This is a genomic window from Winogradskyella litoriviva (assembly GCF_013249065.1).
Lineage (GTDB): Bacteria > Bacteroidota > Bacteroidia > Flavobacteriales > Flavobacteriaceae > Winogradskyella > Winogradskyella litoriviva.
Genome location: NZ_JABRWQ010000002.1, coordinates 268002 through 294978, shown reverse-complemented (window position 1 = coordinate 294978; position 26977 = coordinate 268002). Strand labels below are relative to the sequence as shown.

Annotated in this window: 28 protein-coding genes; 24 read left to right on the top strand and 4 right to left on the bottom strand. The window is 31.0% G+C overall.

Annotated features, from left to right (window positions below):
• The 8 genes from HNV10_RS05310 to HNV10_RS05265 all read left to right on the top strand — a co-directional run bounded on the left by HNV10_RS05310 (position 1) and on the right by HNV10_RS05265 (position 9116).
• Complete coding sequence (locus tag HNV10_RS05310) at positions 1–375, top strand: response regulator (RefSeq protein WP_173300309.1); 375 nt, start codon at positions 1–3, stop codon at positions 373–375.
• Between the two features lie 7 nt (positions 376–382).
• Positions 383–4108 carry a sigma 54-interacting transcriptional regulator gene (locus HNV10_RS17210; RefSeq protein ID WP_241695461.1) on the top strand — a complete coding sequence of 1242 codons (3726 nt, stop codon included), beginning with the start codon at positions 383–385 and terminating at the stop codon, positions 4106–4108.
• A gap of 178 nt (positions 4109–4286) precedes the next feature.
• Positions 4287–4718 carry a hypothetical protein gene (locus tag HNV10_RS05290; RefSeq protein ID WP_173300308.1) on the top strand — a complete coding sequence of 144 codons (432 nt, stop codon included), beginning with the start codon at positions 4287–4289 and terminating at the stop codon, positions 4716–4718.
• Positions 4715–5140, top strand: coding sequence for a DUF7793 family protein (locus HNV10_RS05285; protein WP_173300307.1), 426 nt, complete (start codon positions 4715–4717; stop codon positions 5138–5140). The genes HNV10_RS05290 and HNV10_RS05285 overlap by 4 nt, the downstream gene beginning before the upstream one ends.
• Before the next feature lie 404 nt (positions 5141–5544).
• Positions 5545–6006, top strand: a complete 462-nt coding sequence (gene msrB / locus HNV10_RS05280; protein WP_173300306.1) for a peptide-methionine (R)-S-oxide reductase MsrB — start codon at positions 5545–5547, stop codon at positions 6004–6006.
• Between the two features lie 15 nt (positions 6007–6021).
• Positions 6022–7590, top strand: a complete 1569-nt coding sequence (locus HNV10_RS05275; protein WP_173300305.1) for a protein adenylyltransferase SelO — start codon at positions 6022–6024, stop codon at positions 7588–7590.
• 50 nt (positions 7591–7640) lie between these two features.
• On the top strand, positions 7641–8138 hold the full coding sequence (msrA, locus tag HNV10_RS05270; protein ID WP_173300304.1) for a peptide-methionine (S)-S-oxide reductase MsrA: 498 nt from the start codon (positions 7641–7643) through the stop codon (positions 8136–8138).
• Between the two features lie 21 nt (positions 8139–8159).
• Positions 8160–9116: an aldo/keto reductase gene (locus HNV10_RS05265; RefSeq protein ID WP_194241021.1), complete on the top strand. Its 957-nt coding sequence runs from the start codon at positions 8160–8162 to the stop codon at positions 9114–9116.
• Positions 9117–9171: 55 nt separating this feature from the next.
• On the opposite strand, the gene HNV10_RS05260 is transcribed toward HNV10_RS05265, so the two are convergent.
• Positions 9172–10170 (bottom strand): metal-dependent hydrolase, encoded by a 999-nt coding sequence (locus HNV10_RS05260; RefSeq protein ID WP_173300303.1) that lies wholly within the window; start codon positions 10168–10170, stop codon positions 9172–9174.
• 110 nt (positions 10171–10280) lie between these two features.
• On the opposite strand from HNV10_RS05260, the gene HNV10_RS05255 reads away from it, so the two are divergent.
• From HNV10_RS05255 to HNV10_RS05245, 3 genes are all read left to right on the top strand, one after another.
• Positions 10281–11321 (top strand): c-type heme family protein, encoded by a 1041-nt coding sequence (locus HNV10_RS05255; RefSeq protein WP_173300302.1) that lies wholly within the window; start codon positions 10281–10283, stop codon positions 11319–11321.
• A 14-nt stretch (positions 11322–11335) separates the two neighbouring features.
• Positions 11336–11629 (top strand): thioredoxin, encoded by a 294-nt coding sequence (trxA, locus tag HNV10_RS05250; protein ID WP_173300301.1) that lies wholly within the window; start codon positions 11336–11338, stop codon positions 11627–11629.
• A 101-nt stretch (positions 11630–11730) separates the two neighbouring features.
• Complete coding sequence (locus HNV10_RS05245; RefSeq protein ID WP_173300300.1) at positions 11731–11901, top strand: hypothetical protein; 171 nt, start codon at positions 11731–11733, stop codon at positions 11899–11901.
• Positions 11902–12023: 122 nt separating this feature from the next.
• Here the strand turns inward: HNV10_RS05245 and HNV10_RS05240 are convergent, their stop codons facing one another.
• The 3 genes from HNV10_RS05240 to HNV10_RS05230 form a co-directional block, all read right to left on the bottom strand.
• On the bottom strand, positions 12024–12587 hold the full coding sequence (locus HNV10_RS05240) for a fused DSP-PTPase phosphatase/NAD kinase-like protein (protein WP_173300299.1): 564 nt from the start codon (positions 12585–12587) through the stop codon (positions 12024–12026).
• A gap of 53 nt (positions 12588–12640) precedes the next feature.
• Positions 12641–14743 carry a TonB-dependent receptor domain-containing protein gene (locus HNV10_RS05235; protein WP_241695460.1) on the bottom strand — a complete coding sequence of 701 codons (2103 nt, stop codon included), beginning with the start codon at positions 14741–14743 and terminating at the stop codon, positions 12641–12643.
• A gap of 66 nt (positions 14744–14809) precedes the next feature.
• Positions 14810–15187: a hypothetical protein gene (locus tag HNV10_RS05230; RefSeq protein WP_173300298.1), complete on the bottom strand. Its 378-nt coding sequence runs from the start codon at positions 15185–15187 to the stop codon at positions 14810–14812.
• Positions 15188–15557: 370 nt separating this feature from the next.
• On the opposite strand from HNV10_RS05230, the gene HNV10_RS05225 reads away from it, so the two are divergent.
• The 13 genes from HNV10_RS05225 to HNV10_RS05165 all read left to right on the top strand — a co-directional run bounded on the left by HNV10_RS05225 (position 15558) and on the right by HNV10_RS05165 (position 26899).
• Complete coding sequence (locus HNV10_RS05225; RefSeq protein ID WP_173300297.1) at positions 15558–16100, top strand: hypothetical protein; 543 nt, start codon at positions 15558–15560, stop codon at positions 16098–16100.
• A 188-nt stretch (positions 16101–16288) separates the two neighbouring features.
• Positions 16289–17005 carry a peroxiredoxin gene (locus HNV10_RS05220; protein ID WP_173300296.1) on the top strand — a complete coding sequence of 239 codons (717 nt, stop codon included), beginning with the start codon at positions 16289–16291 and terminating at the stop codon, positions 17003–17005.
• Positions 17006–17211: 206 nt separating this feature from the next.
• On the top strand, positions 17212–18549 hold the full coding sequence (locus tag HNV10_RS05215; protein ID WP_173300295.1) for an MBL fold metallo-hydrolase: 1338 nt from the start codon (positions 17212–17214) through the stop codon (positions 18547–18549).
• Positions 18550–18557: 8 nt separating this feature from the next.
• Positions 18558–18998, top strand: a complete 441-nt coding sequence (locus tag HNV10_RS05210) for a methyltransferase family protein (RefSeq protein WP_194241020.1) — start codon at positions 18558–18560, stop codon at positions 18996–18998.
• 9 nt (positions 18999–19007) lie between these two features.
• On the top strand, positions 19008–19613 hold the full coding sequence (locus HNV10_RS05205; RefSeq protein WP_173300294.1) for a class I SAM-dependent methyltransferase: 606 nt from the start codon (positions 19008–19010) through the stop codon (positions 19611–19613).
• 223 nt (positions 19614–19836) lie between these two features.
• Complete coding sequence (locus HNV10_RS05200) at positions 19837–21171, top strand: cytochrome ubiquinol oxidase subunit I (RefSeq protein ID WP_173300293.1); 1335 nt, start codon at positions 19837–19839, stop codon at positions 21169–21171.
• Between the two features lie 2 nt (positions 21172–21173).
• Entirely contained in the window at positions 21174–22250 is a 1077-nt protein-coding gene (cydB, locus tag HNV10_RS05195; RefSeq protein ID WP_173300292.1) for a cytochrome d ubiquinol oxidase subunit II, read from the top strand.
• A 14-nt stretch (positions 22251–22264) separates the two neighbouring features.
• Positions 22265–22558 (top strand): hypothetical protein, encoded by a 294-nt coding sequence (locus HNV10_RS05190; protein ID WP_173300291.1) that lies wholly within the window; start codon positions 22265–22267, stop codon positions 22556–22558.
• Between the two features lie 84 nt (positions 22559–22642).
• The gene (locus tag HNV10_RS05185) at positions 22643–23254 is read left to right on the top strand and encodes a TetR/AcrR family transcriptional regulator (RefSeq protein WP_173300290.1); all 612 of its coding nucleotides are present in this window, start codon (positions 22643–22645) and stop codon (positions 23252–23254) included.
• 2 nt (positions 23255–23256) lie between these two features.
• Complete coding sequence (locus HNV10_RS05180; protein ID WP_173300289.1) at positions 23257–24507, top strand: TolC family protein; 1251 nt, start codon at positions 23257–23259, stop codon at positions 24505–24507.
• 43 nt (positions 24508–24550) lie between these two features.
• Positions 24551–25459, top strand: coding sequence for an HlyD family secretion protein (locus HNV10_RS05175; RefSeq protein WP_173300288.1), 909 nt, complete (start codon positions 24551–24553; stop codon positions 25457–25459).
• Positions 25460–25491: 32 nt separating this feature from the next.
• Positions 25492–25953, top strand: a complete 462-nt coding sequence (locus tag HNV10_RS05170; protein ID WP_173300287.1) for an OsmC family protein — start codon at positions 25492–25494, stop codon at positions 25951–25953.
• 43 nt (positions 25954–25996) lie between these two features.
• A complete protein-coding gene (locus HNV10_RS05165; RefSeq protein WP_173300286.1) occupies positions 25997–26899 on the top strand; it encodes an ABC transporter ATP-binding protein in 903 nt (300 codons plus the stop codon).
• The last annotated feature ends 78 nt before the right edge of the window (positions 26900–26977 follow it).

Genomic DNA, 26977 nt, shown 5'->3' with positions numbered 1-26977 from the left:
ATGAAAACCTCTATTTTAATTATAGAAGATAATGAACAAAATATGTATATGTTGTCTTATCTTCTAAAAAAAGAAGACTATGAAGTTACGAAAGCATTTAATGGAAAAGATGGGCTAGAATTAGCAATAAATATACAGCCAGAGATAATCTTAGTAGATATTCAGTTGCCAGATATGGACGGTTATGAAATTTGTGCTAAATTAAGACAAGCCAATTTACCAAAAACAACTACAATTATTGCAGTAACATCCTATGCCATGGAAGGTGATAGGGAAAAAGCAATTAAAGCAGGTGCAGACGGTTATATGGAGAAACCTATAAATACAGAAACATTCATTGCTGAAATGGAAAATATATATAAATTAAATCAATAGTAGAGATATGAGTACTATTTTAATAGTTGATGATATCTATGAGAATCTCTATTTACTAAAAGTGATATTAGAAAAATCTGGGTTTCAGGTATTAGAAGCCTATGATGGCCAAGAAGGTTTAAATCAATTATCAAATCACAACGTAGATCTAATTATTTCAGATATTTTAATGCCTGTAATGGACGGTTATATGTTTTGTCAGGCCTGCAAAAAAAAGGATGAATTAAAAGATATTCCTTTCGTATTTTACACATCTACATATACCGAAAAATTAGACGAAGAATTAGCCCTAAAATTAGGAGCAGCAAAGTTTCTAAGAAAACCAACAGATTACGATAAAATAGTATCAATTATCCAAGAGATTCTGCAACAAAAGGTAGTAGAAACTAAGCCAATTGAACCAGAAAATGAAGATTTATCAGAAAAAGAAGTTTTAAAATTTTACAGTAAAAGGCTAATAAGAAAACTAGAGCAAAAAAATTTAGAACTAGAAAAAGAAATAGTAGAACGAAAAAAGATTGAAAAATCATTAATTGAAAAAAACGAAGTTTTAGAATTATTTGCTTCTAACACGTCAATAAATAAAATATTTGAACAAGTAATATTAAACTATGAGTCAGAAAACCCTGGTTACCATGGTGCCATTTGTTTATTAAATGTAGAAGGGACGCATCTAGAATTATCTGCAGCACCAAGTTTACCTAAAACTTTTAGTAAACCTCTTGCAAGTTTTAAGATTGAAAAAAATAGAGGGTCTTGTGGTTTAGCAGCTTTTTCTAAGAAAACTGTTATTGTTTCAGATATAAGTACAGATAAATTATGGGATAGAGACAGAGAGATTGCTTTAAAGCATAATTTAAAATCGTGTTGGTCTGTACCTATTCTTTCAAAAGAGAATACACTATTAGGTACGTTTGCTATATATAGCAAAGAAATAAACACGCCAAGTACAGAACAAATAAGAGATTTAGATTTTGCTGTAAGCTTGGCCGTAATTGCCATTGAAAAAAGAATAATTACTGAAGAAATTAAGAAAAAAGATGAATCCTATAAATCTTTAGTTAATCAAGCTAGTGATGCCATTATTACTTATGATTTTGAAGGCAATATCTATGATTTTAATAAAGCCGCTTATTTAATACTTGGCTACACAGAAGAAGAGTTTTCAAATATAAAACTACAAGACTTTTTAGTAGATAATATTATAAGAGATCAAAACATTTATCAAAACATTTTAGATGGTAAATCCGTAATTTTTCTGAGACAATTAGTTTCTAAAAGTGGTGATATAATAGAAGGAGAAGTATCTGCAAAAATACAACAAGATGGCAAAGTTGTTAGTATTGTAAGAGATATTACAGAACGGCAAAAAATATTAAAAGCCATAAAAAAAGAAAAAGAGTTTTCTTCAGGTCTTTTAGAATCCATGCAAGAGGGTTTATATGCCATTAATTTAGAATCTGAAATAATAAGTGTTAATCCAGCATTTTGCCAAATGACAGGGTTTTCCGAAAAGGAATTATTAGGTGCTAAACGTCCATATCCATTTTCTACACCAGAAATGGCTTCTAAAAATAATGAGCGTTATAAATTATTACTAGAAACCAATAATAATCCTAATTACGAAAATTTATACAGACGTAAAAACGGAGAACGTTTTCCCGTACAAATTAGGGTCTCTAGAATAAATGATGATCAAGGAAATGTTATTGCGTTTTTTGGAACAATACAAGATATTACAGAGCGACGAAAAGCCGAGATAGAATTAAAATTGTCTAAAGAATTTAACGACAAACTAATTATGTCTATGCAAGAAGGGTTAATCATTACAGACCTAAATACTAAAATTATTTTAGTTAATAATTCTTTATGTAAACTAACAGGATATTCTAGAAATGAACTTTTAGAACAAAGTCAGCCTTATCCTTTTTGGAGAAAAGAAGACCATGAAAAAGCGATAGAAATTCATAAATCAATTACACAAGAAGAGAAAAGGGTGTTTTTTGATATAAAAAGAAAAAATGGAGAGCTAATAAAGGCTTCTTTTAATACAGGTAAAATTAAAAATAATAATGAAGAGGTTATTGCTGTATATGCCACAGTTAAAGATATTTCAGAAGAAGAAAAGGCTAAGCAAATATTAATAGATAAAGAGAAAAAGTCTAACCAAAAGAAAAACGTAATTCTAGAGTTGGCTAAATTGGTAGGTAAAGATGTTGAATCTTCCTTACAGAGAATTTCAGAATTAGCAGCACAAACATTAAACGTTAGTAGAGTTGGTATTTGGAGTTTTAATGATGATATGAGTGTAATTAATTCAGAAAATCTATTTGAATTAGGTAAAGGATTTTTAGATACTCAGCAAGCCATAAATTATTCGGCTAATCCATATTATTTTGAAGCCTTAAAAATGTATCAAACAATTCTAATAAAAGATGCTCAAAATAATATTGTAACCCAACTCTTTAATGACTTTTATCTAAAGCCAAATAACATAACCTCTGTAATGGATGTGTTTATACAAAGTACTAATCGATATTATGGAGTTATCTGTTTTGAGCATGTGGGAGATGATTTAAGAGAATGGACTGCAGAGGAGCAAGAGTTTGCAAGCTCAATTGCCAATATTGTTTCTTTAATGATAGAAAGTTCAGAAAGAAAACTGGCAGAACACAAACTTGTCTTAGCCAATGAAGAACTTACCAAGGCAAATAATGAATTAAATGTATTGCAAGATAAGTTAGAACAAGAAAACGTATACCTTAGAAATGAGATAGACCTTGTATTTAATTATGAAGAGATGGTTTATGGCAGCGAAGCATTTGGCAACGTTTTAACGGAAATAGAAAAAGTAGCACCAACAGATGCTACAGTAATACTACTTGGAGAGTCTGGTACTGGTAAAGAATTGTTAGCAAGAGCGGTTCATAATATTAGTCATCGAAATAATAAACCATTAATTAAAGTAAATTGTTCCGCAATCCCAAGAGAACTTTTTGAAAGCGAATTGTTTGGTCATAAAAAAGGCTCATTTACTGGTGCTTTTGCAGATAAAATAGGAAAGTTTGAATTAGCAGACAATGGCACTCTGTTCTTAGATGAAATAGGTGAGTTACCATTAGATTTACAGCCAAAAATATTACGTTTTTTGCAAGAAGGAGAAATTGAAGTCGTAGGTGGTTCTGGAGTAAAAAAATTAAATGTAAGGGTCATTGCAGCGACTAACAGAAACCTTAAAGAAGAGGTAGAAAAAAAGAATTTTAGAGAAGATTTATATTTTAGGCTTAATGTATTTCCTATAGATATTCCATCATTAAAAGAAAGAAAAGAAGATGTACCTTACCTAGTAGAGCATTTTGTAGAAAAATTTAATAAAGCCTATGGTAAAAATATTAAGTACATCTCAGATGAAGCCATGAATAAACTAAGAGACTATGATTGGCCAGGTAATATTAGAGAACTAGAAAATTTAATAGAACGTGCGTCTATTTTATCAACGGAAGAAACCTTATTAATTCCAGGTTTTGAATCCGCAAATCAAAAAGCAAAATCAATTCATAAAAAAGACTTATCATTAGATGCAGCTCAACGAAATCATATTCTAAATATACTAGAACAATGTAATTGGAAAATTACAGGAGCTAATGGTGCAGCATCTTTACTAAAAATAAAACCTAGTACCTTACGCGATAGAATGAATAAACTAAAAATTGTAAAGCCACAATATAAATAACGGTATTTCGTTAATTTTATTATTTGAATCTTAAAAGTCACGGTATTCCGTGACTTTTCTTTTGTAGCAAAAACAGAGTTAATATTTTAATTAGATGATTATCAGTTATTTATATATTTATTTTTAACTATATTTTTTTTTGGCACATCAATTGGTATTTAGTTTTACAAATAAAATAATGATGAATAACGTAATTGAATTTGATGGGATAAAATTTTGGGTAGACCAAGATATTATACATTGTAATCTTGATAATGTTTTCTTCAAAAAGCACAAAAATGTAAATATTGAAGAACTCTTTAGTAATGTAATACCTGTTTTATCTAATGGAAAATATATGCCTTTTATGGTTAATATAGAAGATGTTGAACGTCCATATGCTTTAAAAATTTTTAATATTATATCTAAGAGTTCGTACATTAAAAGATTGGTATTATCTAGAATCTTTTTAGTTAACTCTACAGGATTAAAAGTAATACTAAGTTTAAATAATTTAATTGTTAAACAAGCTGTGCCAAACAAAATTTATAGAAGCTATAATGCCGCAATTAAATATTGTAAAAAGGATTACATGATTTTTAATGAAGTTAGTGAACACGGATTCTCATGAGTAAAATAATAGGATTTAATAACGCCATATTTTGGACTGATGACACAGAAATTCTTTATTGTGAATTTAGTAATACTGATTCAAATATAAAATTAGAAAGAAAAAATGTAGAGTCGTATATAGAGGCAATAACTAAGTTGTGTGACGGTAAGTCCATGCCATTTATTGTTGATTTAAGAAATACATGTGGCACTTTTCCTATTGCTGCAGCAAAATTATTAGCTAAAAGTCCAGAATTAGTTAAGTTAAGAATTTCCGAATCTTACTTAATTAACACTATAGAAATTAAGTTATTAATAGGAATGTATAAAAAATTATATGATAAAATTATACCATTTGGAATATTTAAAGATCTAAGCTCCGCAAAGGGGTTTTGCCAAGAAGCAAAAAATAATTACGCTTCTAATAGCAATATGTTGTGACTTGTAAAAGAAACGCCTTAATAGTTAATTAAGGATACGTTCAGAATAAAATAGCAAACACATAATTCATTGAGGCCCTAAGTAAAACCACTCAATGAAAGTGTTTATTAAAAGGTAAAGTAAATTCTTATCCCCTAACTGAGAATTTTAACCGCAACTTTTAAATAAATACTACATGTGTCTTATAATGATGTTATTATGTTTAAGGCGTTTAAGCAAGTTGCTCATTCTTTTCAAAATACCATTAAAGCAATAGCTTTAGTGGTATTTTTGTTTTTAGTCTATTTTATAAAAACAATTTAGCCTAGAAACTATCTTCATTAAATCAGTATTAGTTTAATACTTTTGTAGTAAGTAGTAATTTTATAGATATTATTACGTCTAAAAAATAAAAAAAAAGAGCTATGCTAACATGGAAAGATGTTATTAACTTTTCGGTCAATGGAAATCCAAAACCAGATTGTAGAGTTGAAAAAACAGAACAAGAGTGGAGTGCTATTTTAACTCCAGAACAATATAGAATTACGCGCAAAGCAGGCACAGAAGCACCTCATTCTGGAGACTTATGTAGTGCCCATGAAGCAGGAAAATATAACTGTGTATGTTGTAACACACCATTGTTTGACTCAACAATTAAATTCGAGTCTGGCACAGGATGGCCAAGTTTCTCACAACCAATACAAGAAAATGCTATAAAATATATTAAAGATACGGCTTTCGGTATGGTTAGAGTAGAAGTACAATGCAATACTTGCGATGCTCATTTAGGTCATGTTTTTCCAGACGGTCCAGAACCAAGTGGATTGCGTTATTGTATAAATTCTGAATCTATGGTGCTTCAATCACAGGAGGAAAATGCGGATTAATCGTTAACATATTATATGACATTAAAACTCAACATAAAAGATAGATTTAATAAAGATTTACCAGCTGATTCAATTATAGAAAATAGCAGAAGACAGGTGAAAAAAGCTTGTTTTTCATATGTAACTCCTAAAGTACCTAGTAATCCTTCATTAATTCATGTCTCTCCAGACATGCTTAAAAATTTAGGATTTTCTGAAGCAGATATTAAAACAAATAGATTTTTAAAAATTGTTACTGGAGCAGAACTCTTGCCAAATACAAAACCTTATGCTATGTGTTATGCAGGACATCAGTTTGGCAATTGGGCAGGGCAATTAGGTGATGGTAGAGCAATTAATTTGGCCGAAATAGAACATAATAATAAACGTTGGGCATTGCAATTAAAAGGTGCTGGTGAAACACCATATTCGCGCTCTGCAGATGGATTAGCCGTGTTACGCTCTTCTGTAAGAGAATATTTATGTAGTGAGGCCATGTTTCATTTAGGCGTACCAACAACTAGAGCTTTGTCGCTGTCGCTATCTGGAGACCAAGTAATGCGAGATGTGATGTACAATGGTAATCCTAAATACGAAAAGGGAGCAATTGTAGCTCGTGTAGCAGAATCCTTTTTGCGCTTTGGGAGTTATGAGGTTTTTACCGCAAGAGGAGATGATAAAACCTTAAAATCTTTAGTAGATTATACTATTAATAATCATTATTCACATTTAGGAGTACCTTCAAAAGAAGTTTATATCGCTTTTATGGAAGAGGTAGCGCAACGTAGTTTAGAAATGGTAATCCATTGGCAACGAGTCGGCTTTGTACATGGCGTAATGAATACGGATAATATGTCTGTTTTAGGATTAACCATCGATTATGGACCTTATGGTTGGTTAGAAGGTTACGATCAAGATTGGACACCAAATACAACAGACAGCACACATAAACGATATCGTTATGGCACGCAACCACAAATTGTACTTTGGAATTTATTTCAACTAGCCAATGCAATCTATCCTTTGATAGATGAAGCCGAACCATTAGAGAAAATTTTAGAATCATACCACGCTAATCTAGAAGTAGAATATCTAAAAATGATGCAGTCTAAACTAGGATTAAAAAATGACCATAAAAACGACGCCTTATTAATTGAAGACCTTGAGAATGTTTTACAACTTTCAGAAACAGATATGACAATCTTTTTTAGAAACCTTGCAAACTTCAAGATTAATGAACCTGAAAAATGGTTTAAAGTTATAGAAGATGCATTTTATCATCCTGATGATATTAAAAGTAATATAGAAGAACGTTGGGACAAATGGTTTAAAATTTATAAAGAACGATTGTTATTAGAGGAGCTTAACGATGATCAACGTAAAACGGCAATGAATAAAGTAAACCCTAAATACGTACTTCGTAATTATATGGCTCAACTAGCTATTGACGATGCAGATAAGGGAGATTATAAATTAATAGATGAATTATTTAATTTGTTAAAAAAACCATACGACGAACAAATAGCATCTAAAAAATGGTTTGCAAAACGACCAGAATGGGCAAGACATAAAGTAGGTTGTTCTATGTTGTCTTGTAGCTCTTAACAATAAAATTAAAGACTTAGATTAGTTAAATTAGCACAAAGAATAAAATTATGAGTACTTATAAAAAAGCATATATAGCAGGTGGTTGTTTTTGGGGAATGGAAGATTTGTTTAGAACACAACCCGGAATTATAGATACAGAAGTAGGTTACCAAGGCGGTGAAAATGACCATCCGACATATAAAAATCATCCAGGACATGCGGAAGGTATAGAACTAACTTATGATCCTAATGAAACCTCATTTAGAGTTATCTTAGATTATTTTTTTAGAATGCATAATCCCACAACAATAGACCAACAAGGCAATGACAAAGGTTCTAGTTATCGATCTGCAATATTCTATCAAAATGATGAAGAAAAAGCTATAGCGGAAGACATGATTAACCTTGTTAATGCTTCGGGAAAATGGCAAGGTAAAGTTGTAACAACGTTAGAGCCTTGGTCAACGTTTTGGAAAGCTGAAGACTACCATCAAGATTATTTAGTTAAAAACCCAAATGGTTATACTTGTCATTTCTTAAGATTTGATGAAAGTTTTATCAAATAAAAGTTTAAACATTCAGTTATTTTGAAAATTAGAAACATAGGATTAGGAACTGCAGCAATAGGAAGGCCAGTTTATATTAATATTAAACAACAAATAGACCGTTCTCCTTTTTCATTATCAAAATTTAAAGAAAAGGGTATACAAGTTTTAGAAGATGCTTACAAAAAAGGGATACGTTATTTTGATACGTCACCAGGATATGGTATGGCAGAAGAATTATTACTGCAATGGTTAAGCACAAAAAATGACCAAAGCATTAAAGTATCTTCAAAATGGGGTTATACGTATGTAGCTGATTTTAATCCAAAAGCAAAACAGCACGAAGTAAAAGAACACTCTTTAAAGAAGTTAAATGAACAATGGGAAACAACAAAAAAGCTGTTACCTTATTTAGATGTTTATCAAATTCATTCAGCAACCTTAGATACAGGTGTGCTTGAAAACACGGAAGTTTTAAAGCGCTTACACGAGTTAAAAAAAGAGCATAATATTACTATAGGTTTAACAACCACTGGAGCTAACCAAACAGAAGTGTTAGAAAAAGCTTTATCCACACAAGTTGATAACGAGTTGTTGTTTCAATCTTTTCAATGCACCTTTAATGTACTAGATCAAAGTATTTTAAAATTTTCAGAAGCTTTAACAAAGTGTTCAGGGCCAATTATCATAAAAGAAGCGCTAGCAAACGGAAGATTGCTTACAAATAATAAGTATCAAAAATATCAACCACTGTATAATTATTGTAATCAGTTAGCAGATTCATATAATGTAGGCACAGATGCTATAGCACTACGTTATTGTATAGATGTATTTCCTGATGCTATCGTTTTGAGTGGTGCAAATAATAGTGAGCATTTAGAAGCTAATTTAAAAGCTAATCAATTTAATTTATCTAAATCCGAAATAGAACACTTAAGTTCTTTTGGCTTGTCAGTAGATGATTATTGGCAAGAAAGAAAAGAACTAAAATGGCATTAAAAATGAACTTAAATAAGTTTTGAAGTTTTAAAAGCATTAATTGTTTTGTGAAAACTCAATTTCCCTTAATGCGTTCCCATAAACTCCATATTAGTTTTTTACCATCGCGTTGCGTTTTTTCTTCTTCAATAAAATTTACGTTTCCAAAATTATCAACATCAATTAAGTACCTAAACACAAAATCTTGAGAATTGGGTTCAAAGTTCATTAATCCAAAGCGTAAATCGTTATAATACAATTTGTCATCTATTTTATTAATGGTAAACCAACCTTCAGAAATGGCAATCATGCGTTTTACCTTTTCATTTTCGAGTAAATCACCTAATAAATCATGATTTTTAGGATAGGTTTTAAATGTGATATTTTTAGTGTCAAAAAAAGAATAATCTCCTAAAAGATAATAGTCGTTTGTTTCTACATTAGCATTCCATAAAATGGTATTTAGAGGTGAAGGTCTGGTGTCTAATTGAGTGTAATTAATATTTTCCCTTTGCAAGGCTTTTTCAAATTTTGTAAAAGCTAAACTTTTTAGAAGAAAGGTTATTGCTAAATAAACTGTGCTCATTGTAAGCCCAATATTATTGTAAAGGCGTCTTTTTTTTGATGTTCTATTTTGAAACATTACCAATATAACACATACTAAAAAAGGTAAAGTATATAGAGGGTCAACAACAAAAATGGTTTTAAAAGCTAGTCTTAAATCTAAGGGCCAAAACAATTGTGTTCCCCAAGTAGTATGTGCATCTAAAATAGGATGAGTAATCAGTGCCCAGAAAAATAACCAAGACCATCCTTTAAAATCTTTGTATTTTTCATAACGAGATACAAGCCAACCAAAAATAGGTGCAAAAAGCACAGAAAACACTATAGAATGTGTAAATCCACGATGCATAGCTAATGCAGAAACAGTATCTGTAAAATGAGAGGCAAAAACATCTAAATCTGGTATTGTACCAGCAATAGCACCATATAATATAGCTTTGTTGCCTATTTTTTTTCCTAAAACAGCTTCGCCAACGGCTGCACCTAAAACAATTTGTGTGAGTGAATCCATATAATGATGTAAAAATACATTTTCTTTCTGCTATATCTTTCCTTAGAATGTAACATAAGTTACCTAGTAAAAATTTATAATGTTGTATTTTTATTCAAATATATAATTACATGAAAAAAAGTATTGGGTTACTCGTTTTAATGGCGGTTTTAATGAACTGTAATTCTAATAAAAAGAAGAATGATACTTATAGCAATGTTGGTAAAACTGCTGTAGAATCAAACCATCCTGGAAAAAAACTAATGGAGACCAATTGCTACATCTGTCATAACCCAACCGCAACAGAAGCTAATAGAATTGGACCGCCAATGATTGCAATTAAGAAACATTATATAGATGAAAATACGACAAAAGAAGACTTTATAGCTTCTATGCAAGCTTGGATAAAAAATCCTAACGAAGCGGATGCTAAAATGTTTGGTGCTGTTAAACGATTTGGAGTTATGCCAAAGCAGGCATATCCAGAAAAAACAATAGCACAAATTGCAGAATATATGTACGACTTTGAAATTGAGCAACCTGAATGGTTTGAAGAACATTTTAATAAAGAAAATGGCAACCATAATGGAAAAGGTATGGGAAATGGAAAAGGCCATGGCAAGGGCAATGGAATGGGTAATGGAAAAGGAATACACAAACAACAAGCAGAAACAAATTTTAAAGATTTACCTTATGGAGAACGTGGCTTAAAATATGCTTTAACTACAAAGGCAGTTTTAGGTAAAAACTTAATGGGAACTATTCAAAAAAAAGGGACTATAGAAGCATTATCATTTTGTAATGAGCGTGCTTACCCATTAACAGATAGTATGGCGGTTGTACATAATGCGTCAATAAAACGTGTTTCGGATAAACCAAGAAATCCTAATAACAAAGCAAATACAGAAGAATTAGGTTATATTAATACCTTTAAAAAGGTTGTAGCCAATAAAGAAGAGGCAAGTCCGATTGTAAAGGAGATGGACAATAAAGTAAAGGTTTATTATCCTATTACGACTAATACTATGTGTCTTCAATGCCACGGAAAGCCTAATGAAACATTAGAAAATTCAACATTAACAAAAATAAAGAGTTTATATCCTATGGATAAAGCAATTGGTTATAATGTTAATGAAGTACGAGGTATTTGGAGTATCACTTTCGATAAATAAAATTTAAGTCAGGTATGAGCAAGTTTTCAGAAATTATTAATCAAGATCAACCCGTTTTAGTTGATTTTTTTGCAGATTGGTGTGGTCCTTGTAAAATGTTGAGCCCAATTTTAAAACAGGTTAAAGATAGCTTGGGTGAACGTGTTTCTATAATAAAAATAGATGTAGACAAAAATCAAGCTTTAGCAACCAAATACCAAGTAAGAGGTGTGCCAACGCTGTTGTTATTTAAAAACGGAAAGCAAGTGTGGCGGCAGTCTGGAGTGGTTCAGAAAGAAGATATTATTAATGTGATTACTTCAGCTTAATTAAATTAATTAGATTTTTTTTTTAATTTAATGACAAATATCATCTTTCTTAGAAAGAATTGTTTTTAATTTTACAGTCTCTAAACTAAATCAACATAGGTATGATAAATACATTAATAGCATTATATAGTTGGACTAATGGCGTTATAATGATTGCAATTTTCGCTTTAGTATGTATTACTTTAGTAGGTTTTTTAATCCACTTTATGTCTAAAGGCAAAGGAAGTGAAGAGTCTAAAAAGCTAAATGAAGACAATAGTTCAGAGTATTAAATAAACTAATTATATATTCATTTAAAAAGAGGGTAGTAAGTTTTTATTACCCTCTTTTTTATGCTCTATAATTTAAATGAATATTTTAGTTTTAATTGAAGTTTAACCTTCTTAATTATTTTTTAATTCTCAGCAAAAAGCTGATTTTTTATTGTGTCCACATCCATATTTTCTAGGAGACTAATTAGATTTGGATATTTTTTTTGGTGATAACCAAATTTATCAATTCTAAATTCATTAATAGCGTCTTCCTTTGTCCAATTTTCAACAACTATTCTATAAGCAGCGACCATTACACCAGTTCTGTCAGAACCGTGCCAACAATGAATTAAAATGGGTTTTTCTGCACTGGTAATTAGTTTTAAAACCTCAATAATATCATCTTCTGTTATTTGCTTTGTGGCTAAAGGCAAATGCTCTAATTGTAGATTAGTATCTTCAGCTTTTTTATTATCATCGCGTAAACGTCTTAAATTAATAATAGTTTTTACGCCAGCAGTTTCCAATTCTTTAAAGCCAGATTTACTAGGTTGCTCAGAACGCAAAATAGAATCATTGATACTATATAAATTATTGAAGTATTTAGATTCAATTTCTACATGGCTAGCTTCGGGATCCGTAATGTTTTTGTCCTGTGCATAGCCAAATTTGATAAAAATAATACTAAATAAAAAAAGTCTAAACATAATATATTAATTAAGTGGTATAGTCGCAAAAACTATACCACTATAACTTAGTTTTAAAAAGCGTATTGTAAAAAAGCAGAAAAATTTCTACCAGGTTCTGTAATTGGTGTTCTTCCAAAATCGGCTTGATTTGTGAAAGAAAAATTTAAATGATTATTATAAGTTTTATCAAATGCATTAATTACAGCGACACCTAAAGTTAAATTATGAAAAGGTTTTACCCCTAATCTTAAATCCATGGTTTGGTAACCATCAGTTTTAGTCTCTCCATAACTAGGCGAAATATTATGTTGGGTAGCGACAATATTGTATTGAACATTAGCCCAGAATTTTGGTTTTTCAAATCCAAAAACAAATCTAGATGTAAAAGGAGGTGTTAGTGGTAATGATTCGTTGAGGTCTTTGTTTCTAGAATAAACATAAGAAAATTCAGATTTTAGAAAATAGTGATTCAAAAAATCTAATTGCAACATGGCTTCTACACCAGTTTTATATGCATTATCTAAGTTTCTAAACACTTTTGGGTTTATAGGATTTAAAGTAGGATTATATTTTCGGGTTAAATTATCATCTACAATGCCAACAATGTAGTTTTCTAGAAATGAATAATATAATGAGGTTTGATATTTTAAACTGTTGAAACCATTTTTTAATAATGTATTGCCTTTAAACCCAATTTCAAACTGATTATTAATTTCGGCATCGAGATTTGGGTTCCCTATATATTCATATGGATCTTGTCCAACTGTAAAATGATTGATAAAACGTTCAATCATGTTAGCAGAACGTACACCGCGACCATAGGCTGCTTCAAAAGTGAAATAATCCGAAACCCTGTGTTTTACAGAAACAGTTCCACTGATGTTGTGTTCTGTTCGTTTTTCTAAATCATACATTTCGGCAAAGTCATCTTCTGGATCTTGTATCTCTGCAATTACATTATCATAACGCATACCAGCAGTTAAAACCGTTTTAGAACTAATACTATATTTTAACTCTGTAAACAAACCCATATCTGTAATGTAAGAATCTTGCCAAACTTTATCATTAAACAGCATCGGAGTAGCCAACATATTACCATTCATTACTTTTACCAAACGCGTTCTACCACCATCTCTGGCAACATGCATAGCGTCCACTCCAGAAAACACATTGATTTTTTCCGAAGGTTGCCAATTTAACTCCAATTTGCCTCCAAGGGTTGTTGCATCTACCGCAGATGCCGCTTCCATCATCATAAAAGAAGGCCTATTATCATTAGTCATTAAATGATCTACATAACTGTAATACGCTTTTGCGGTTAAGGATTGTATTGTTGTACCTATATTTTCTAGTGAATAATCTAAAGCTATAATACTACTATTATCATACTCAGTATCCATTGGTAAAGCAGCATGTAATACATCTCTTCCAAAAGATTGTCTCCAATGTGCTTGAAAACGTTGGTCTTCAGAAAAATTATAGCCTAATTTAAAACCATAGTCTAAACTTCTAAAAGATGATGGAATTTCTGTGCCATCGCCATCTTCATAATTTCCAAAATCTCTGTAACCTGTATTGGCAACGATATCGTATTTTTTTTGAATGTATTGTACTTGTGCCAAGTTAACCAATGAATTTCCATTACTTTCGTAGCCACCAGAAACTTTTCCATGAAACCCAGTATCTTCATAATCTGGTTTTTGAGTCACTAAATTAACAATGCCTCCAAAAGTAGCTCCATATCTTACTGTATAGGGCCCTTTTATAATTTCTATTTTTGAAATTTCTTCAGGTATTATATGTGTTGTAATCGGATCCATACGGTTTGGACAAGCATGCATTGCTTTTGTACCACCATCATATTGAATATTGAGTTGCTCGTATTGTGCTCCTCTAAATGATGGATCTATAGCATAATTACCTCTTTTGATAACAGAAAAGCCATTAATGTTATTAAATAAATCCGCTACATTTTTTGGCTGCACAATTTTTTCATCATATTTATTGGCAACAATAGTAAGTACTGGGTCTGTTTTTAAATCTCCAGTAACAATAACCGCATTTAATTTTGTTGTTTTTTGTTTTGTAGTATCTTGTTTAGTTTCGTTTTTTTCTTGACCATAAGATACGGTCGAAAGTAGTATGCACAATAGCATACTAAAATATGTTTTCATATATAGTATAATTAAAATTAACTTAAATAATTGTGGCAGAAAATTCAGCCAATCGATTAAGAAAAATTACACGCGTGGTGGATGAAAACAGTTGTTAGAGTTATGAAAAGAATATAGGTTTTGGTAAGCAATTTGCTCCTGTTTTTCTAAAAATATTTTAATAGGTAATTCAAAATCCGATGATGGACTTGGGTATAAAATCAGTTCTTTAAAATCAACAATACTTTCTGGTGTAGTTTGCTGTTTGTCTTGCGATTCTGCGACTTTCTTTAGGTGACATTTTCCGTTACATTGTAATTCTGGCTTGTCTTTATTTTCACATAGTCTATCAATAAAACCAATTGGGTCTAACTCAAAATACGCATAAGTTAGGGAAGCCTTTGCGCTATTAAATAATATCAAAGAGGTTAAGAAAACTAAAACAATGTAAACGTTTACCTTCATTTGGTGCAAATATAATATAGCATATTTATTTCTTGGCTAACTTTTGTCATATTTTAAAAATAGAAACGCATGAAATTGTAAGTATATGTATTTTAGAATTGAATTTAATTAGGCCGTGTAAGTTCTTAATAAAAATGAATTAATATGGTAACATTAGTTACAACTCCGTAATCAAAAACAAGAGCATATAGGGTTTTATAATTTTAATGTATAAAATGTATTTGAATGACATTTGTCAGTTTTTCTTCGTTTGAAAAAATGTAATCTTGCGATCTTATAATAAAAAAACAAACGGAGTTTTGGTAAACTTTACATTTAAAGAAACCTTTCTCACATACCTTAAAAATATCATTAATTAATAAATTAAATTATGCTTAAAAAAATATCATTTCTATTGTTATTTCTAATAACTTTTAATAATGTTTCAGCCCAAGAAAATCATAAATCTCATACAGATAAACACGAAGAGTCATCTGGAGAAGGTTTTAGGGTAGCCGTAGTTATTGGTCATACTTATATAAAGAGTGAAGGTACAGATAGTCATCTTTTTATTCCGTCTTGGGGACTTGATGTTGATTATTGGTTCAACCATAAATGGGGAATAGGATTACATAATGATGTGGAAATTGAAAGCTTCATCGTTGAAAAAAACTCTGGTGAAGAAATTGAACGTATTAATCCATTAGTATTAACCTTAGATGCACTATACCATATCTCTAATGGATTTGTTATTAGTGTCGGTCCTGGAATTGAAATAGAGGAGAATGAATCTTATGTTTTGGCTAGAGTAGGATTAGAGTACGAATATGAGTTTGGTTCTGATTTTTATATGATGCCTACACTTTTTTATGATCATCGTTTTGATGGCTTCAGCACTGCAACCATTGGCTTAGGTGTCGGTTATAAGTTTTAAGCTTTGTATACTTATAGTTTTAAATTCATTAAATTAGTTGAAGACTAAAAAAGAATAACTAAAAGTTCTTTTGAGTATCTAAAGCGATTAAAAAGCACGTCGTTTTAGTAACTTAGGTTACATAGTTAAAATCTATAATGTTTTACATTTGTTATAAATAAAACAAATACAAACAAAATATGAATATTATGGAATCAACAAAAGAAGAGCAAGTATTTTCAATGCCTAGAATTGGAGACAAAGCACCAGAGTTTAAAGCGGTAACAACACAAGGAGACATAAATTATCCATCAGATTATAAAGGGAAGTGGTCAATTTTATTTAGTCATCCAGCAGATTTTACACCAGTTTGTACTTCTGAGTTTATGACCTTTGCGCATTTAGAAGAAAAATTTGAAAAAGCAAACTGTAGTCTTATTGGCTTATCAATTGATGGCTTGTATAGTCACATAGCTTGGTTAAGAACTATTAAGGATAAGATAGAGTTTAATGGCATGAAAAACATAGAAGTTAAGTTTCCTTTAATTGAAGATATTTCTATGGATGTTGCTAAAAAATACGGAATGATTCAACCAGGAGAAAGTAAAACACAAGCTGTAAGAGCAGTGTTTTTTGTAGATCCAAATGAAACCGTTAGAGCTATTATTTATTATCCATTAAGTTTAGGTCGTAACTTCGATGAGCTTTACAGAGCTTTAATAGCAATGCAAACGTCAGATAAATTTAACGTAGCAACGCCTGCAGATTGGAATCCTGGAGATGATGTTATTGTTTCTCCAGCTGGATCTTGTGGTGTAGCTGAAGAGCGAATGACATCTACTGAAGATTTAGAATGTAAAGACTGGTTTTTCTGCACTAAGAAGCTAGATAAAGATTTGGTTTTAAACGAAATTCTTAAAAAATAAATTTTAAAAGAATTATAACCTTTAGTGTTATTATTTGTAAATATTTAATTCATTTTAATACTAACTCTAGTATTATACATACTTAAATTAAGCAGATTATTTACCGATAAAATCTATCCAAAATTACTGTTAAAAAATCGGTCTAATTCTCAAATTTAGACCGATTTTTTATACCTTAAAGGTTGTCAAAATAATAAAGAAAAACTATGAATATTATACAGTTTGAAGATAAGCCATTAGCACATTATTCATATGCTATTATTAGTGGCGATGAAATGGCATTAGTGGATCCTGCAAGAGATTCAAAGCCATATTATCAATTGGCAGAAAAACACAATGTTAAGATTAAAGCTGTTTTTGAAACACATCCACATGCCGATTTTGTGAGCAGTCATTTACAAATCCATAAAGAAACAGGTGCTACGGTTTATGTTAGTAAATTGGTAGGTGCTAATTATCCACATAATTCTTTTGATGATGGTGATACCCTTAAATTAGGAGAGGTTACATTTTCGGCAATAAATACACCAGGACATTCACCAGATAGTATTACCATAATTGCAAAAAACAAGGAAGACTACGCTATGTTTTCTGGAGATACTCTATTTATTGGTGATGTTGGTCGGCCAGATTTGCGAGAAAAAGCTGGTAATATGAAAGCCAAACGCGAAGAACTAGCAAAAAACATGTACCAAACCATACAAAGTAAATTTAATGAATTGCCAGATCATACCGTTGTATATCCTGCTCATGGAGCAGGTTCCTTATGTGGTAAAAACATGAGTACTGATGCTTCTAGTACGTTAGGTCGAGAACGCAAGGAAAATTGGGCATTCAAAAATTTATCTGAAGACCAATTTGTAAATCATATTTTAGCAGATCAACCTTTTATTCCTTCATATTTTGGTTATAATGTAGATATAAATAAATCTGGTGCAGATAATTTAGAACGTAGCATTGCTAAAGCGGAATTTCATTTAAAAGCAAATAATATTAAAGAAGAAGCTTTAGTTATTGATGTTAGAGGTGAAGAAGCATTTAAAAGAAATCATATTTCGGGAAGTATAAATATTATGGCACAAACCGAGGATGATAAGCTTGAAACTTGGTTAGGTTCTATTATTAAACCTGAAGAAAAATTCTTTGTGGTTTTAAATTCGGTAGACGATAGAGATGAAATTTTACATCGTATTGCAAAAATTGGCTACGAAAAACAAGTCATAGGCTCGTTAACCATAGACGATGCATCATTTGAAACTTCCGAGACATTGAATTTAGAAGATTTTAAAAAACACCCAAGTCATTATACTATTGTAGATATAAGAAATAGAAGCGAACTAGCAGAAGAACAGTTTTTTGAAAATGCTAAACCCCATCCTTTAAATGAGCTTAGAGATACAGTAAGTAACATTCCAAAGGATAAACCGATTGTAGTACATTGTGCAGGTGGTTATCGCAGTGCTGCAGGAGCAAGTATTATACAAAAAGCATTAGAGGGAACAAAGGTTTACGATTTAAGTACAGCAGTAGAGCAATTTAAATAGTAAATGTATTGAAGATAAAAAAGGATTATATTTATGTAGGTATTCAATTAGTACTATTTGTAACTTATATATTGCCAGTGCGTATAATTTATATAAACCTTCCCGAATGGTTAAACTATTTGGGATTGTTTATTTTAAGCTTGGGTTTGGTTTTAGGGTTATTAGCTTTGTTTCAGCTCAACAAAAAATTGTCGCCGTTTCCAACTCCTGTTTTAGGAGGAAAACTTCTAACATCTGGTGCTTATTCAATTTCTAGACACCCAATTTATACAAGTGTTTTAGCCATAACTTTTGGATTTGCTCTATACGAATCTTCTTTTTTTAAATTCATTATTTTTCTACTGCTATGGTTACTTTTTTATTTTAAATCTAATTATGAAGAGCAATTGTTAAAAGAGAAATTTTTGAAATATTCAGATTATAAAATAAAAACAAAACGATTTATATAATTGTAATTTATGAAAAACGCACAAACTAATTTTTGGAACGAGCGCTATGCTAATGAAGAATTTGTCTATGGCATAGAGCCTAATAGCTTCTTTAAGCAACAACTAGATAAATTACAGCCAGGAAAAATTTTACTTCCAGCAGAAGGTGAAGGTCGCAATGCTGTGTATGCAGCTTCTAAAGATTGGAAAGTAAAGGCTTTTGACATTAGCATTGCAGGTAAAGAAAAAGCCTTGAAATTAGCCAAGATGAAAGCTGTCGATATTTCTTATGAGCTTACTGGAGTACAGGAATTTAAATCCGATGAAAAATTTGATGTTATCGGTCTGTGTTATGTGCATTTTCCGGCAGAAATTCGTAAGGAGGCACATCAACATTTGTTAAGTTTCTTAAAAATTGGAGGACATGTTATTTTTGAAGCATTTGCCAAAGCGCAACTAGGTAATGCATCTGGTGGACCTAAAAATAAAGATATGCTGTTTTCTATTGAAGAAATCAACGCAGAGTTTTCACAGTTGGGTTTTGAAATCATAGAAGAAAAGACTATAGAACTCTCTGAGGGAGAGCATCATAAAGGAAAGGCTGAAGTGATACGGTTTGTTGGTGTAAAGAAATAAAAATAATTAATTGTAGTTAAATTAAAACCGCTTTAATCAATAGATTTATTGCGGTTTTTTGTACCTTTTTAGCTTGAAATAAATCTAATTATTTGACTAATAAAGTAACCAATAAAATAATGTAATACGTTACTTATGTTACATAATTTAGGATCATTTAAAATATCTTTACAAAACTTAATTACTACACTGAAGTTAATTACTATCTAAAAGTATTTCCATTATGGAAGATATGCTATTCTACGATCGTATGCAGTTTGCATTTACGATAACATTTCACTATTTATTTCCACAATTAACCATGGGATTATCCTTAATGATAGTCTATTTTAAATGGAAATTCCTGAGGACAAAAGTTGAAAAATATAACGATGCTGCAAAATTTTGGATGAAGATTTTTGCACTCAACTTTGCCATGGGAGTCGTTACAGGTATTCCTATGGAATTTCAATTTGGTACCAATTGGGCGAAGTTCTCTGAGCTTACAGGAGGAATAATAGGACAGACTTTAGCCATGGAAGGGATGTTTTCATTCTTTTTAGAATCGTCCTTTTTGGGACTCTTTATATTTGGCGAAAAACTGTTAGGTCATAAGCTACATTTTGTTACTGGTTTTCTGGTGTTCCTTGGTTCTTGGGCAAGTGGTTATTTAATTATAGCTACACATTCTTGGATGCAATATCCTGTTGGCTATGAAGTGCTAGAAAATGGAAAATTTATTCTCAACAATTTTGGAGCACTATTCTCTAATCCATGGCTATTGCCTTCATACCTTCATAATCAAGCCGCCTCTATTGTTACCTCTTCTTTTGTAGTTGCAGCAATTGGAGCCTTTTATTTATTAAATAATAAACATAACGAATTCGGAAAATTGTTTTTAAAAACAGGTGTTATTTTCGGATTAATTTCAAGTTTATTAGTTGCTTTCCCTACAGGAGATTGGGCTGCTAAAAATGTAGCAGAACATCAACCAGTAACATTTGCAGCTATGGAAGGTATTTTTGAAACCGAAGAAGGTGGCTCAGAAATTGTTTTGATTGGGCAACCTAACATGCTAGAAAAGAAACTAGATAACAAAATAGCTGTACCGAATATTCTGAGTTTTTTAACGTATCAAGATTGGAATGCTCAAATAAAAGGGCTTAATGAATTTGATGAGAGTGTACATCCAACTAATATTCCTGGATTATATTACTCGTATCATATTATGGTAGGCTTAGGTACCATTTTTATTGGGTTAATGCTACTGGCTGTTGTACAGTTAGTCAGAAAAAAATTATACAAAACCAAATGGATTTTATGGTCTATAATGTTTATGCTGCCATTTCCTTATATCGCAAATACAACAGGTTGGTATACGGCAGAATTAGGTAGACAACCTTGGTTGGTATATAATTTATTACGGACTGCAGATGGTGCCTCGCCAACTGTTTCTTCAGGAAATACATTATTTACTTTACTTGGCTTTATAGGCTTGTATTTACTATTAGGCTTGCTATTTTTAATGTTAGCCGGAAAAATTATTAATAAAGGACCACAACTTAATCAACACCACTAATTATGGAATTATTTTGGTATATCGTTTTAATGACAATGTTAGCTGTTTATGTAATATTAGATGGTTACGATTTTGGTGCAGGAATCATTCATTTGTTTTTTGCTAAAAAAGAAAAAGATAAAAAAGCAATTACTAATGCTATTGGTCCGTTTTGGGACGCTAATGAAGTTTGGTTAATTGCTGCTGGAGGAGTGTTGTTTTTTGCTTTTCCAACCTTATATGCGTCATCATTTAGTGGGTTTTATTTGCCTTTAATTATGATACTTTGGTTATTGATTTTTAGAGCTATCGGTTTAGAATTAAGAGGTCAGGTTCACAATCCTATTTGGGAAGCCATTTGGGACAAAGCCTTCGGAATCGCAAGCTTATTATTAGCACTATTTTTTGGCGTCGCTTTGGGTAATGTCGTTAGAGGTGTAAATTTAGGTAGTGTTGTTAATGGTGTATCTACTCATGAAGCTCATTATTTCTTTTTACCGCTTTGGAATCCTACGTTTAGTCCACAAGCAGAACAATTGGGTATTTTAGATTGGTTTACGGTTCTATTAGGTGTAGTTGGCGTAGTTGCTTTAACCATACATGGTGCCAATTGGATTATTTTTAAAACCAATTCAGACCTTAATGAAAAATTAAAGAAGGTCGTTTTTATTCTTAATTTTGTACTATTAGCTTTAGTTATAGTGTCATTGTTAATTTGGCATATTATTGAACCACAACCATTTCATAATTTTATTGAGCACCCTTGGTTATGGATATTTCCAGTAATAACTTTTACGGGATTGTTCGGAATGTTTAAGGTGAAAACCTTCAAAAAACATGGAAAAGGATTTTTGTTTTCATCTTTGTTTTTGGGAGGAGGATTAGCTTCTACTGTCGCATCTATATTTCCAAAGGTATTGCCTTCAACAAACGCAATAAATCCAGATTTAACACTGTATAATGTCGCTGCACATGAATATGGTTTGTCCGTTGGTGTATATTGGTTTGTCATTGCTGCATTTTTGGTAGGTGTATATATGACCATTCAATATAGAGTGTTTAAAGGAAAAATGGACGATGTTGGTTATGGCGAACATTAATTAGTTTTGGTGTTATGACAGGTACTTTAATTTCTTTAATAAGTATTTTTATAGGTATCATTTCAGCCAACGTATTTGCCTATTTTAAAAACAAGTATTCTTTTGGCTTTACAGGAAATACTTTAATAGGTGTATTTGGCAGTATTTTATTTATTAAAACGTTTGGAAGATTAGGTTTTGACCCATGGGCTATTATGGGTGATGGAATATTTCATAGCTCATTATTTGTGGTGAATTGTTTAGTCTCAATTTTTGGAAGTATAATAGGACTGATAGTGATAAAAAGTATTACAATAAAAGTAAGTTAACATATTTAAAAAATAATCAAACCGATTAGCGTTTGATTATTTTTTGTACTATTGTTAACCATATGGTTAAACTAAGTGGTTAATATGAAAAAAATAAAAGACGAAAATACAGAAGACCAAATATTAAATGCTGCAAAGAATATATTTCAGACAAAAGGAATGGATGGCGCTAGAATGCAAGAAATTGCAGATAAAGCAGGCATAAACAAGGCTATGTTGCATTATTATTATCGCAGCAAACAACTATTATTTGAAGCTGTTTTTAAAAATGCATTTTCGTTATTGGCACCTCAATTAAACGCTATTTTAAATGATGATTCGTCTATTGAAGACAAGATTAAAAATTTTACTGCTAACTATATATCGTTTATTATAAAGCATCCGTATTTACCAAATTTTATTATTCAAGAGCTCAATAGAAATCAAGATTTTATTTTAAAATTAAAAGACAGAGGGTTTCCAAGTATTGAAAAATTTAAAAAACAAGTGGATGAAGAAATTAATAAAGGACTTATAAAACCCATTAGTGCAGAGCAATTATTCATTAATATAATGGCTTTAAATATTTTTCCATTTGTTGCTAAACCGTTGATAAAGGCAATTACAAAATCTGATGATAAACACTATAAAGAGCTCATAGAAGAGCGTAAAACTGAAGTTGCCAACTTTATTATTAATTCCATAAAGACAACCTAAAAATGAAACAGCTAATAATCATTTTTACCATTTTAATCGCATTGCCAGGTGTTGCACAGCAAAACATCACATTAGAGGAGTGTTATCAATTAGTACACAAAAATTACCCTTTAGCAAAACAAACGGAACTTTTGGATGCCCAAAATATATTAGAGAAAGAAGTAGTATCTACTTCAAAATTGCCACAATTTAACTTAGATGCATATGCAACGTATCAATCTGATGTTATTGAATTTCCAATTGCAAACGTTAATATAGAACCACTTAACAAAGACCAATATCGCGCTACGTTATCGGCTAATCAACTTATTTATAATGGAGGTGTAATTGATGCGTCTCTCGATTTAAAATCTGCTCAGTATAAAACCAAACAAAAACAGGTAGAAGTTAATTTATATCAATTAAAACAGCAAATCAATCAACTTTATTTTTCGGTATTATTAGCACAAGAATCAGAGTTGTTGTTAACTGCGAAACAAACAGAATTACATGCCAAATTAAAAGAGGTAAAATCTGGTATAAAAAATGGTTTTGTTTTACCATCTTCAGATAAAGTTTTAGAAGCAGAATTATTAAAAATAAGTCAACAATTCCAAGGACTAGAAAGCAATAAGTTGATGCTCATTGAATCTTTGTCTAGATTAATTAATCATCCTTTAGATGACTCAACCAAGTTTGAAAATCCATTAGTTGAAACCAATTTACATACCAATTTGGCAAGACCAGAGTTAGAATTATTTCAGCTTAAAAAAGAAGAATTAACAACTTCAGAAAACTTATTGTCAAAGCAAAATTCACCTAAACTGTTAGGTTTTGTAACTGGTGGTTATGGTAATCCAGGATTAAATATGCTCGATAATTCATTTCAAACATTTTATACAGTAGGTGTTAAATTGAATTGGAATGTGTTTGACTGGAATTCTGTTAAAAAACAGCAGCAATCTCTAAAAATAAACAAAGCTATAATAGATACTGAAACCAAAACTTTTGAGCTTAAAACCAACATAGAGTTGAATCAGCAAGAAAAAGACATAGCCAAAATTGAAAGGTTTATTACTTCAGATTTAGAAATTATTGCCCTTAGAAAAGAGGTGTTGCAATCGGCAGATTCACAACTTAGAAATGGTGTAATTACCTCTTCTGCATACATTACAGAACTTACTAATTTATATGAAGATGAAAATACCTTGGTAAAACATAGAATACAGTTACAACTAGCAAAAGCAAATTATAATATTATTAAAGGTCATTAAAATCTTCATAAATCTCCTAAATCAGTGTGAGAAAATATATCATATGAAAAACTACAAATATATCTTAGGGTTGAGCTTCATAGCTTTTAGTTTATTTTCCTGTGGAAATGGAAACGGAAAAGCAGATGGTTACGGAAATTTTGAAGCCACAGAAATTACCATTTCAGCAGAAAGTAATGGAAAGTTAATACAGTTTAATCTTAATGAAGGTGATGTGCTCAAAAAAAACCAATTCATTGGTTATATAGATACAATTCCATTAGCATTAAAACGCGAACAATTAGTAGTCTCCAAAGCAGTAATCAGTTCAAAATCTAAAGGTGTATTATCACAAATAGCGGTTTTAAATTCTAGATTAAAAACGGCTAATACTAATAAAATTAGAGTTGAAAATTTAATTAAAGATAACGCAGGCACACAAAAACAACTAGATGATGTAACTGGAGAAATAGATGTTATTAGAAACCAAATTAGAAGTGTTGAAATACAGAATGCGCCAGTGGTTAACGAGCTTAAATCTATTGATGTACAGTTAAAGCAAATAGATGACCAAATACAGAAAAGCAAGATTATAAATCCGGAATACGGAACAGTTTTAACTAAATACACTGAGCCAAATGAAATAACAGCTTTCGGTAAGCCATTGTATAAAATTGCTGATTTAAACACTATGCAACTGCGTGTTTATATCAGTGAGACACAATTGGCAAACATTAAAATAGGCCAGAAAGTAACGGTGAAAATTGATGATGTAGATGCAATGAAATCTTACAAGGGAACTATAAGTTGGATTGCCTCAGAAGCAGAATTCACACCAAAAATAATACAAACAAAAGAAGAGCGTGTTGCTTTAGTGTATGCCGTAAAAGTGGATGTAAAAAATGATGGAAGCTTAAAAATTGGGATGCCAGCTGAAATGTGGATCAATGACTCAGAAAATAATAATAAATAAAAATACAGACGTATAATTTAAATTTTTTAATAATGGAAAAACATGCATACAACGTTAACGTAAATTGGAAAGAAAACCGAAAAGGTATAATGTGTTCACCAGAACTTAGCAATAACGAAACCAATGAAACCAACTGTATAGAGGTTGCAACACCACCTGAATTTCCTGGAGGAATGCCAAATATTTGGTCGCCAGAGCATTTGTTTACTGCAGCTGTGAGCAGTTGTTTAATGACCACGTTTTTAGCAATTGCAGAGTTTTCAAAATTAGAGTTTGTTAGTTTTAAATGTAATTCTAAAGGAATTTTGGAGAAAGTAGATGGAAAATTTGTAATGAGTGAAGTGCTATTGTTTCCAGAAGTTGTTATTACAGATGAATCTAAACGAGATCGCACAGAACGTATCGTAGAAAAAGCAGAAAAAGCCTGTTTAATTTCAAATTCCATTACATCTAAAATTACAATGGAAACTAAGATTATTATCAAATCTAATTAAATATGAAACACTATGAATTTATAAAATCTTCATTAATCATATAATGAGTATCTGTGTCGCCAACATATCAAAATCATACAAAAACGTAAAAGCTTTACAAGACATTTCTTTTAATGTTAAGGTAGGAGAACTTTTTGGTATTATTGGTCCTGATGGTGCAGGTAAGACAACGTTATTCAGAATATTAACTACGCTCTTATTTGCAGACAATGGCAGAGCAACTGTGTCTGGTTGGGATGTAGTTTCAGATTACAAAAACATTAGAAAAAGTGTTGGTTATATGCCAGGACGATTTTCATTGTATCAAGATTTAACTGTTGAAGAAAATCTTCAGTTTTTTGCCACAATATTCGGAACAACCATAGAAGAAAACTACGATTTAATTAAGGATATTTATGTGCAAATAGAACCTTTTAAAGACCGCAGAGCAGGGAAATTGTCTGGTGGAATGAAGCAGAAGTTAGCATTATGTTGTGCATTAATCCACAAGCCAAAAGTGTTGTTTTTAGATGAACCAACTACAGGTGTTGACCCAGTTTCTAGAAAAGAATTTTGGGAAATGCTAAAGCGTTTGCAACAAAAAAACATCACCATTTTGGTATCTACACCTTATATGGACGAAGCTGCATTGTGCGATAGGATTGCTTTGATACAAGATGGAAAAATTCTAGAAATAGATACACCAGAAGCCATTGTAAAGCATTACCCAAAACCTATTTATAATGTTAGTGCAAATAACATGTATAAACTCATCAATAGTTTAAATGCTTATCAATACATCCATAGCGTTTATCCGTTTGGTGAGTTTGTACATTATACAGATAAAAGAGCAGAATTTAATGCAGTAGAATTAAAACTGTATTTAGAATCTAAAAATTTATCAAATATTCGTATAGAAAAAACTGTAGCAACGATTGAAGATACCTTTATGGAATTAGCCAAGTAAATAAATTAGACTTAACAAGTCTTCAATAAATAATGAAAAACAACTAAGAACTCGCAGGTAAAAATGAGTAAATAATAT

What these genes read in the sequence shown, in the direction of transcription:
- HNV10_RS05310 (WP_173300309.1), top strand. Translation starts at nt 1, where the DNA reads ATGAAAACCTCTATTTTAATTATAGAAGATAATGAACAAAATATGTAT.
- HNV10_RS17210 (WP_241695461.1), top strand. Translation starts at nt 383, where the DNA reads ATGAGTACTATTTTAATAGTTGATGATATCTATGAGAATCTCTATTTA.
- HNV10_RS05290 (WP_173300308.1), top strand. Translation starts at nt 4,287, where the DNA reads ATGATGAATAACGTAATTGAATTTGATGGGATAAAATTTTGGGTAGAC.
- HNV10_RS05285 (WP_173300307.1), top strand. Translation starts at nt 4,715, where the DNA reads ATGAGTAAAATAATAGGATTTAATAACGCCATATTTTGGACTGATGAC.
- msrB (WP_173300306.1), top strand. Translation starts at nt 5,545, where the DNA reads ATGCTAACATGGAAAGATGTTATTAACTTTTCGGTCAATGGAAATCCA.
- HNV10_RS05275 (WP_173300305.1), top strand. Translation starts at nt 6,022, where the DNA reads ATGACATTAAAACTCAACATAAAAGATAGATTTAATAAAGATTTACCA.
- msrA (WP_173300304.1), top strand. Translation starts at nt 7,641, where the DNA reads ATGAGTACTTATAAAAAAGCATATATAGCAGGTGGTTGTTTTTGGGGA.
- HNV10_RS05260 (WP_173300303.1), bottom strand. Translation starts at nt 10,170, where the DNA reads ATGGATTCACTCACACAAATTGTTTTAGGTGCAGCCGTTGGCGAAGCT.
- HNV10_RS05255 (WP_173300302.1), top strand. Translation starts at nt 10,281, where the DNA reads ATGAAAAAAAGTATTGGGTTACTCGTTTTAATGGCGGTTTTAATGAAC.
- trxA (WP_173300301.1), top strand. Translation starts at nt 11,336, where the DNA reads ATGAGCAAGTTTTCAGAAATTATTAATCAAGATCAACCCGTTTTAGTT.
- HNV10_RS05245 (WP_173300300.1), top strand. Translation starts at nt 11,731, where the DNA reads ATGATAAATACATTAATAGCATTATATAGTTGGACTAATGGCGTTATA.
- HNV10_RS05240 (WP_173300299.1), bottom strand. Translation starts at nt 12,587, where the DNA reads ATGTTTAGACTTTTTTTATTTAGTATTATTTTTATCAAATTTGGCTAT.
- HNV10_RS05235 (WP_241695460.1), bottom strand. Translation starts at nt 14,743, where the DNA reads ATGAAAACATATTTTAGTATGCTATTGTGCATACTACTTTCGACCGTA.
- HNV10_RS05230 (WP_173300298.1), bottom strand. Translation starts at nt 15,187, where the DNA reads ATGAAGGTAAACGTTTACATTGTTTTAGTTTTCTTAACCTCTTTGATA.
- HNV10_RS05225 (WP_173300297.1), top strand. Translation starts at nt 15,558, where the DNA reads ATGCTTAAAAAAATATCATTTCTATTGTTATTTCTAATAACTTTTAAT.
- HNV10_RS05220 (WP_173300296.1), top strand. Translation starts at nt 16,289, where the DNA reads ATGGAATCAACAAAAGAAGAGCAAGTATTTTCAATGCCTAGAATTGGA.
- HNV10_RS05215 (WP_173300295.1), top strand. Translation starts at nt 17,212, where the DNA reads ATGAATATTATACAGTTTGAAGATAAGCCATTAGCACATTATTCATAT.
- HNV10_RS05205 (WP_173300294.1), top strand. Translation starts at nt 19,008, where the DNA reads ATGAAAAACGCACAAACTAATTTTTGGAACGAGCGCTATGCTAATGAA.
- HNV10_RS05200 (WP_173300293.1), top strand. Translation starts at nt 19,837, where the DNA reads ATGGAAGATATGCTATTCTACGATCGTATGCAGTTTGCATTTACGATA.
- cydB (WP_173300292.1), top strand. Translation starts at nt 21,174, where the DNA reads ATGGAATTATTTTGGTATATCGTTTTAATGACAATGTTAGCTGTTTAT.
- HNV10_RS05190 (WP_173300291.1), top strand. Translation starts at nt 22,265, where the DNA reads ATGACAGGTACTTTAATTTCTTTAATAAGTATTTTTATAGGTATCATT.
- HNV10_RS05185 (WP_173300290.1), top strand. Translation starts at nt 22,643, where the DNA reads ATGAAAAAAATAAAAGACGAAAATACAGAAGACCAAATATTAAATGCT.
- HNV10_RS05180 (WP_173300289.1), top strand. Translation starts at nt 23,257, where the DNA reads ATGAAACAGCTAATAATCATTTTTACCATTTTAATCGCATTGCCAGGT.
- HNV10_RS05175 (WP_173300288.1), top strand. Translation starts at nt 24,551, where the DNA reads ATGAAAAACTACAAATATATCTTAGGGTTGAGCTTCATAGCTTTTAGT.
- HNV10_RS05170 (WP_173300287.1), top strand. Translation starts at nt 25,492, where the DNA reads ATGGAAAAACATGCATACAACGTTAACGTAAATTGGAAAGAAAACCGA.
- HNV10_RS05165 (WP_173300286.1), top strand. Translation starts at nt 25,997, where the DNA reads ATGAGTATCTGTGTCGCCAACATATCAAAATCATACAAAAACGTAAAA.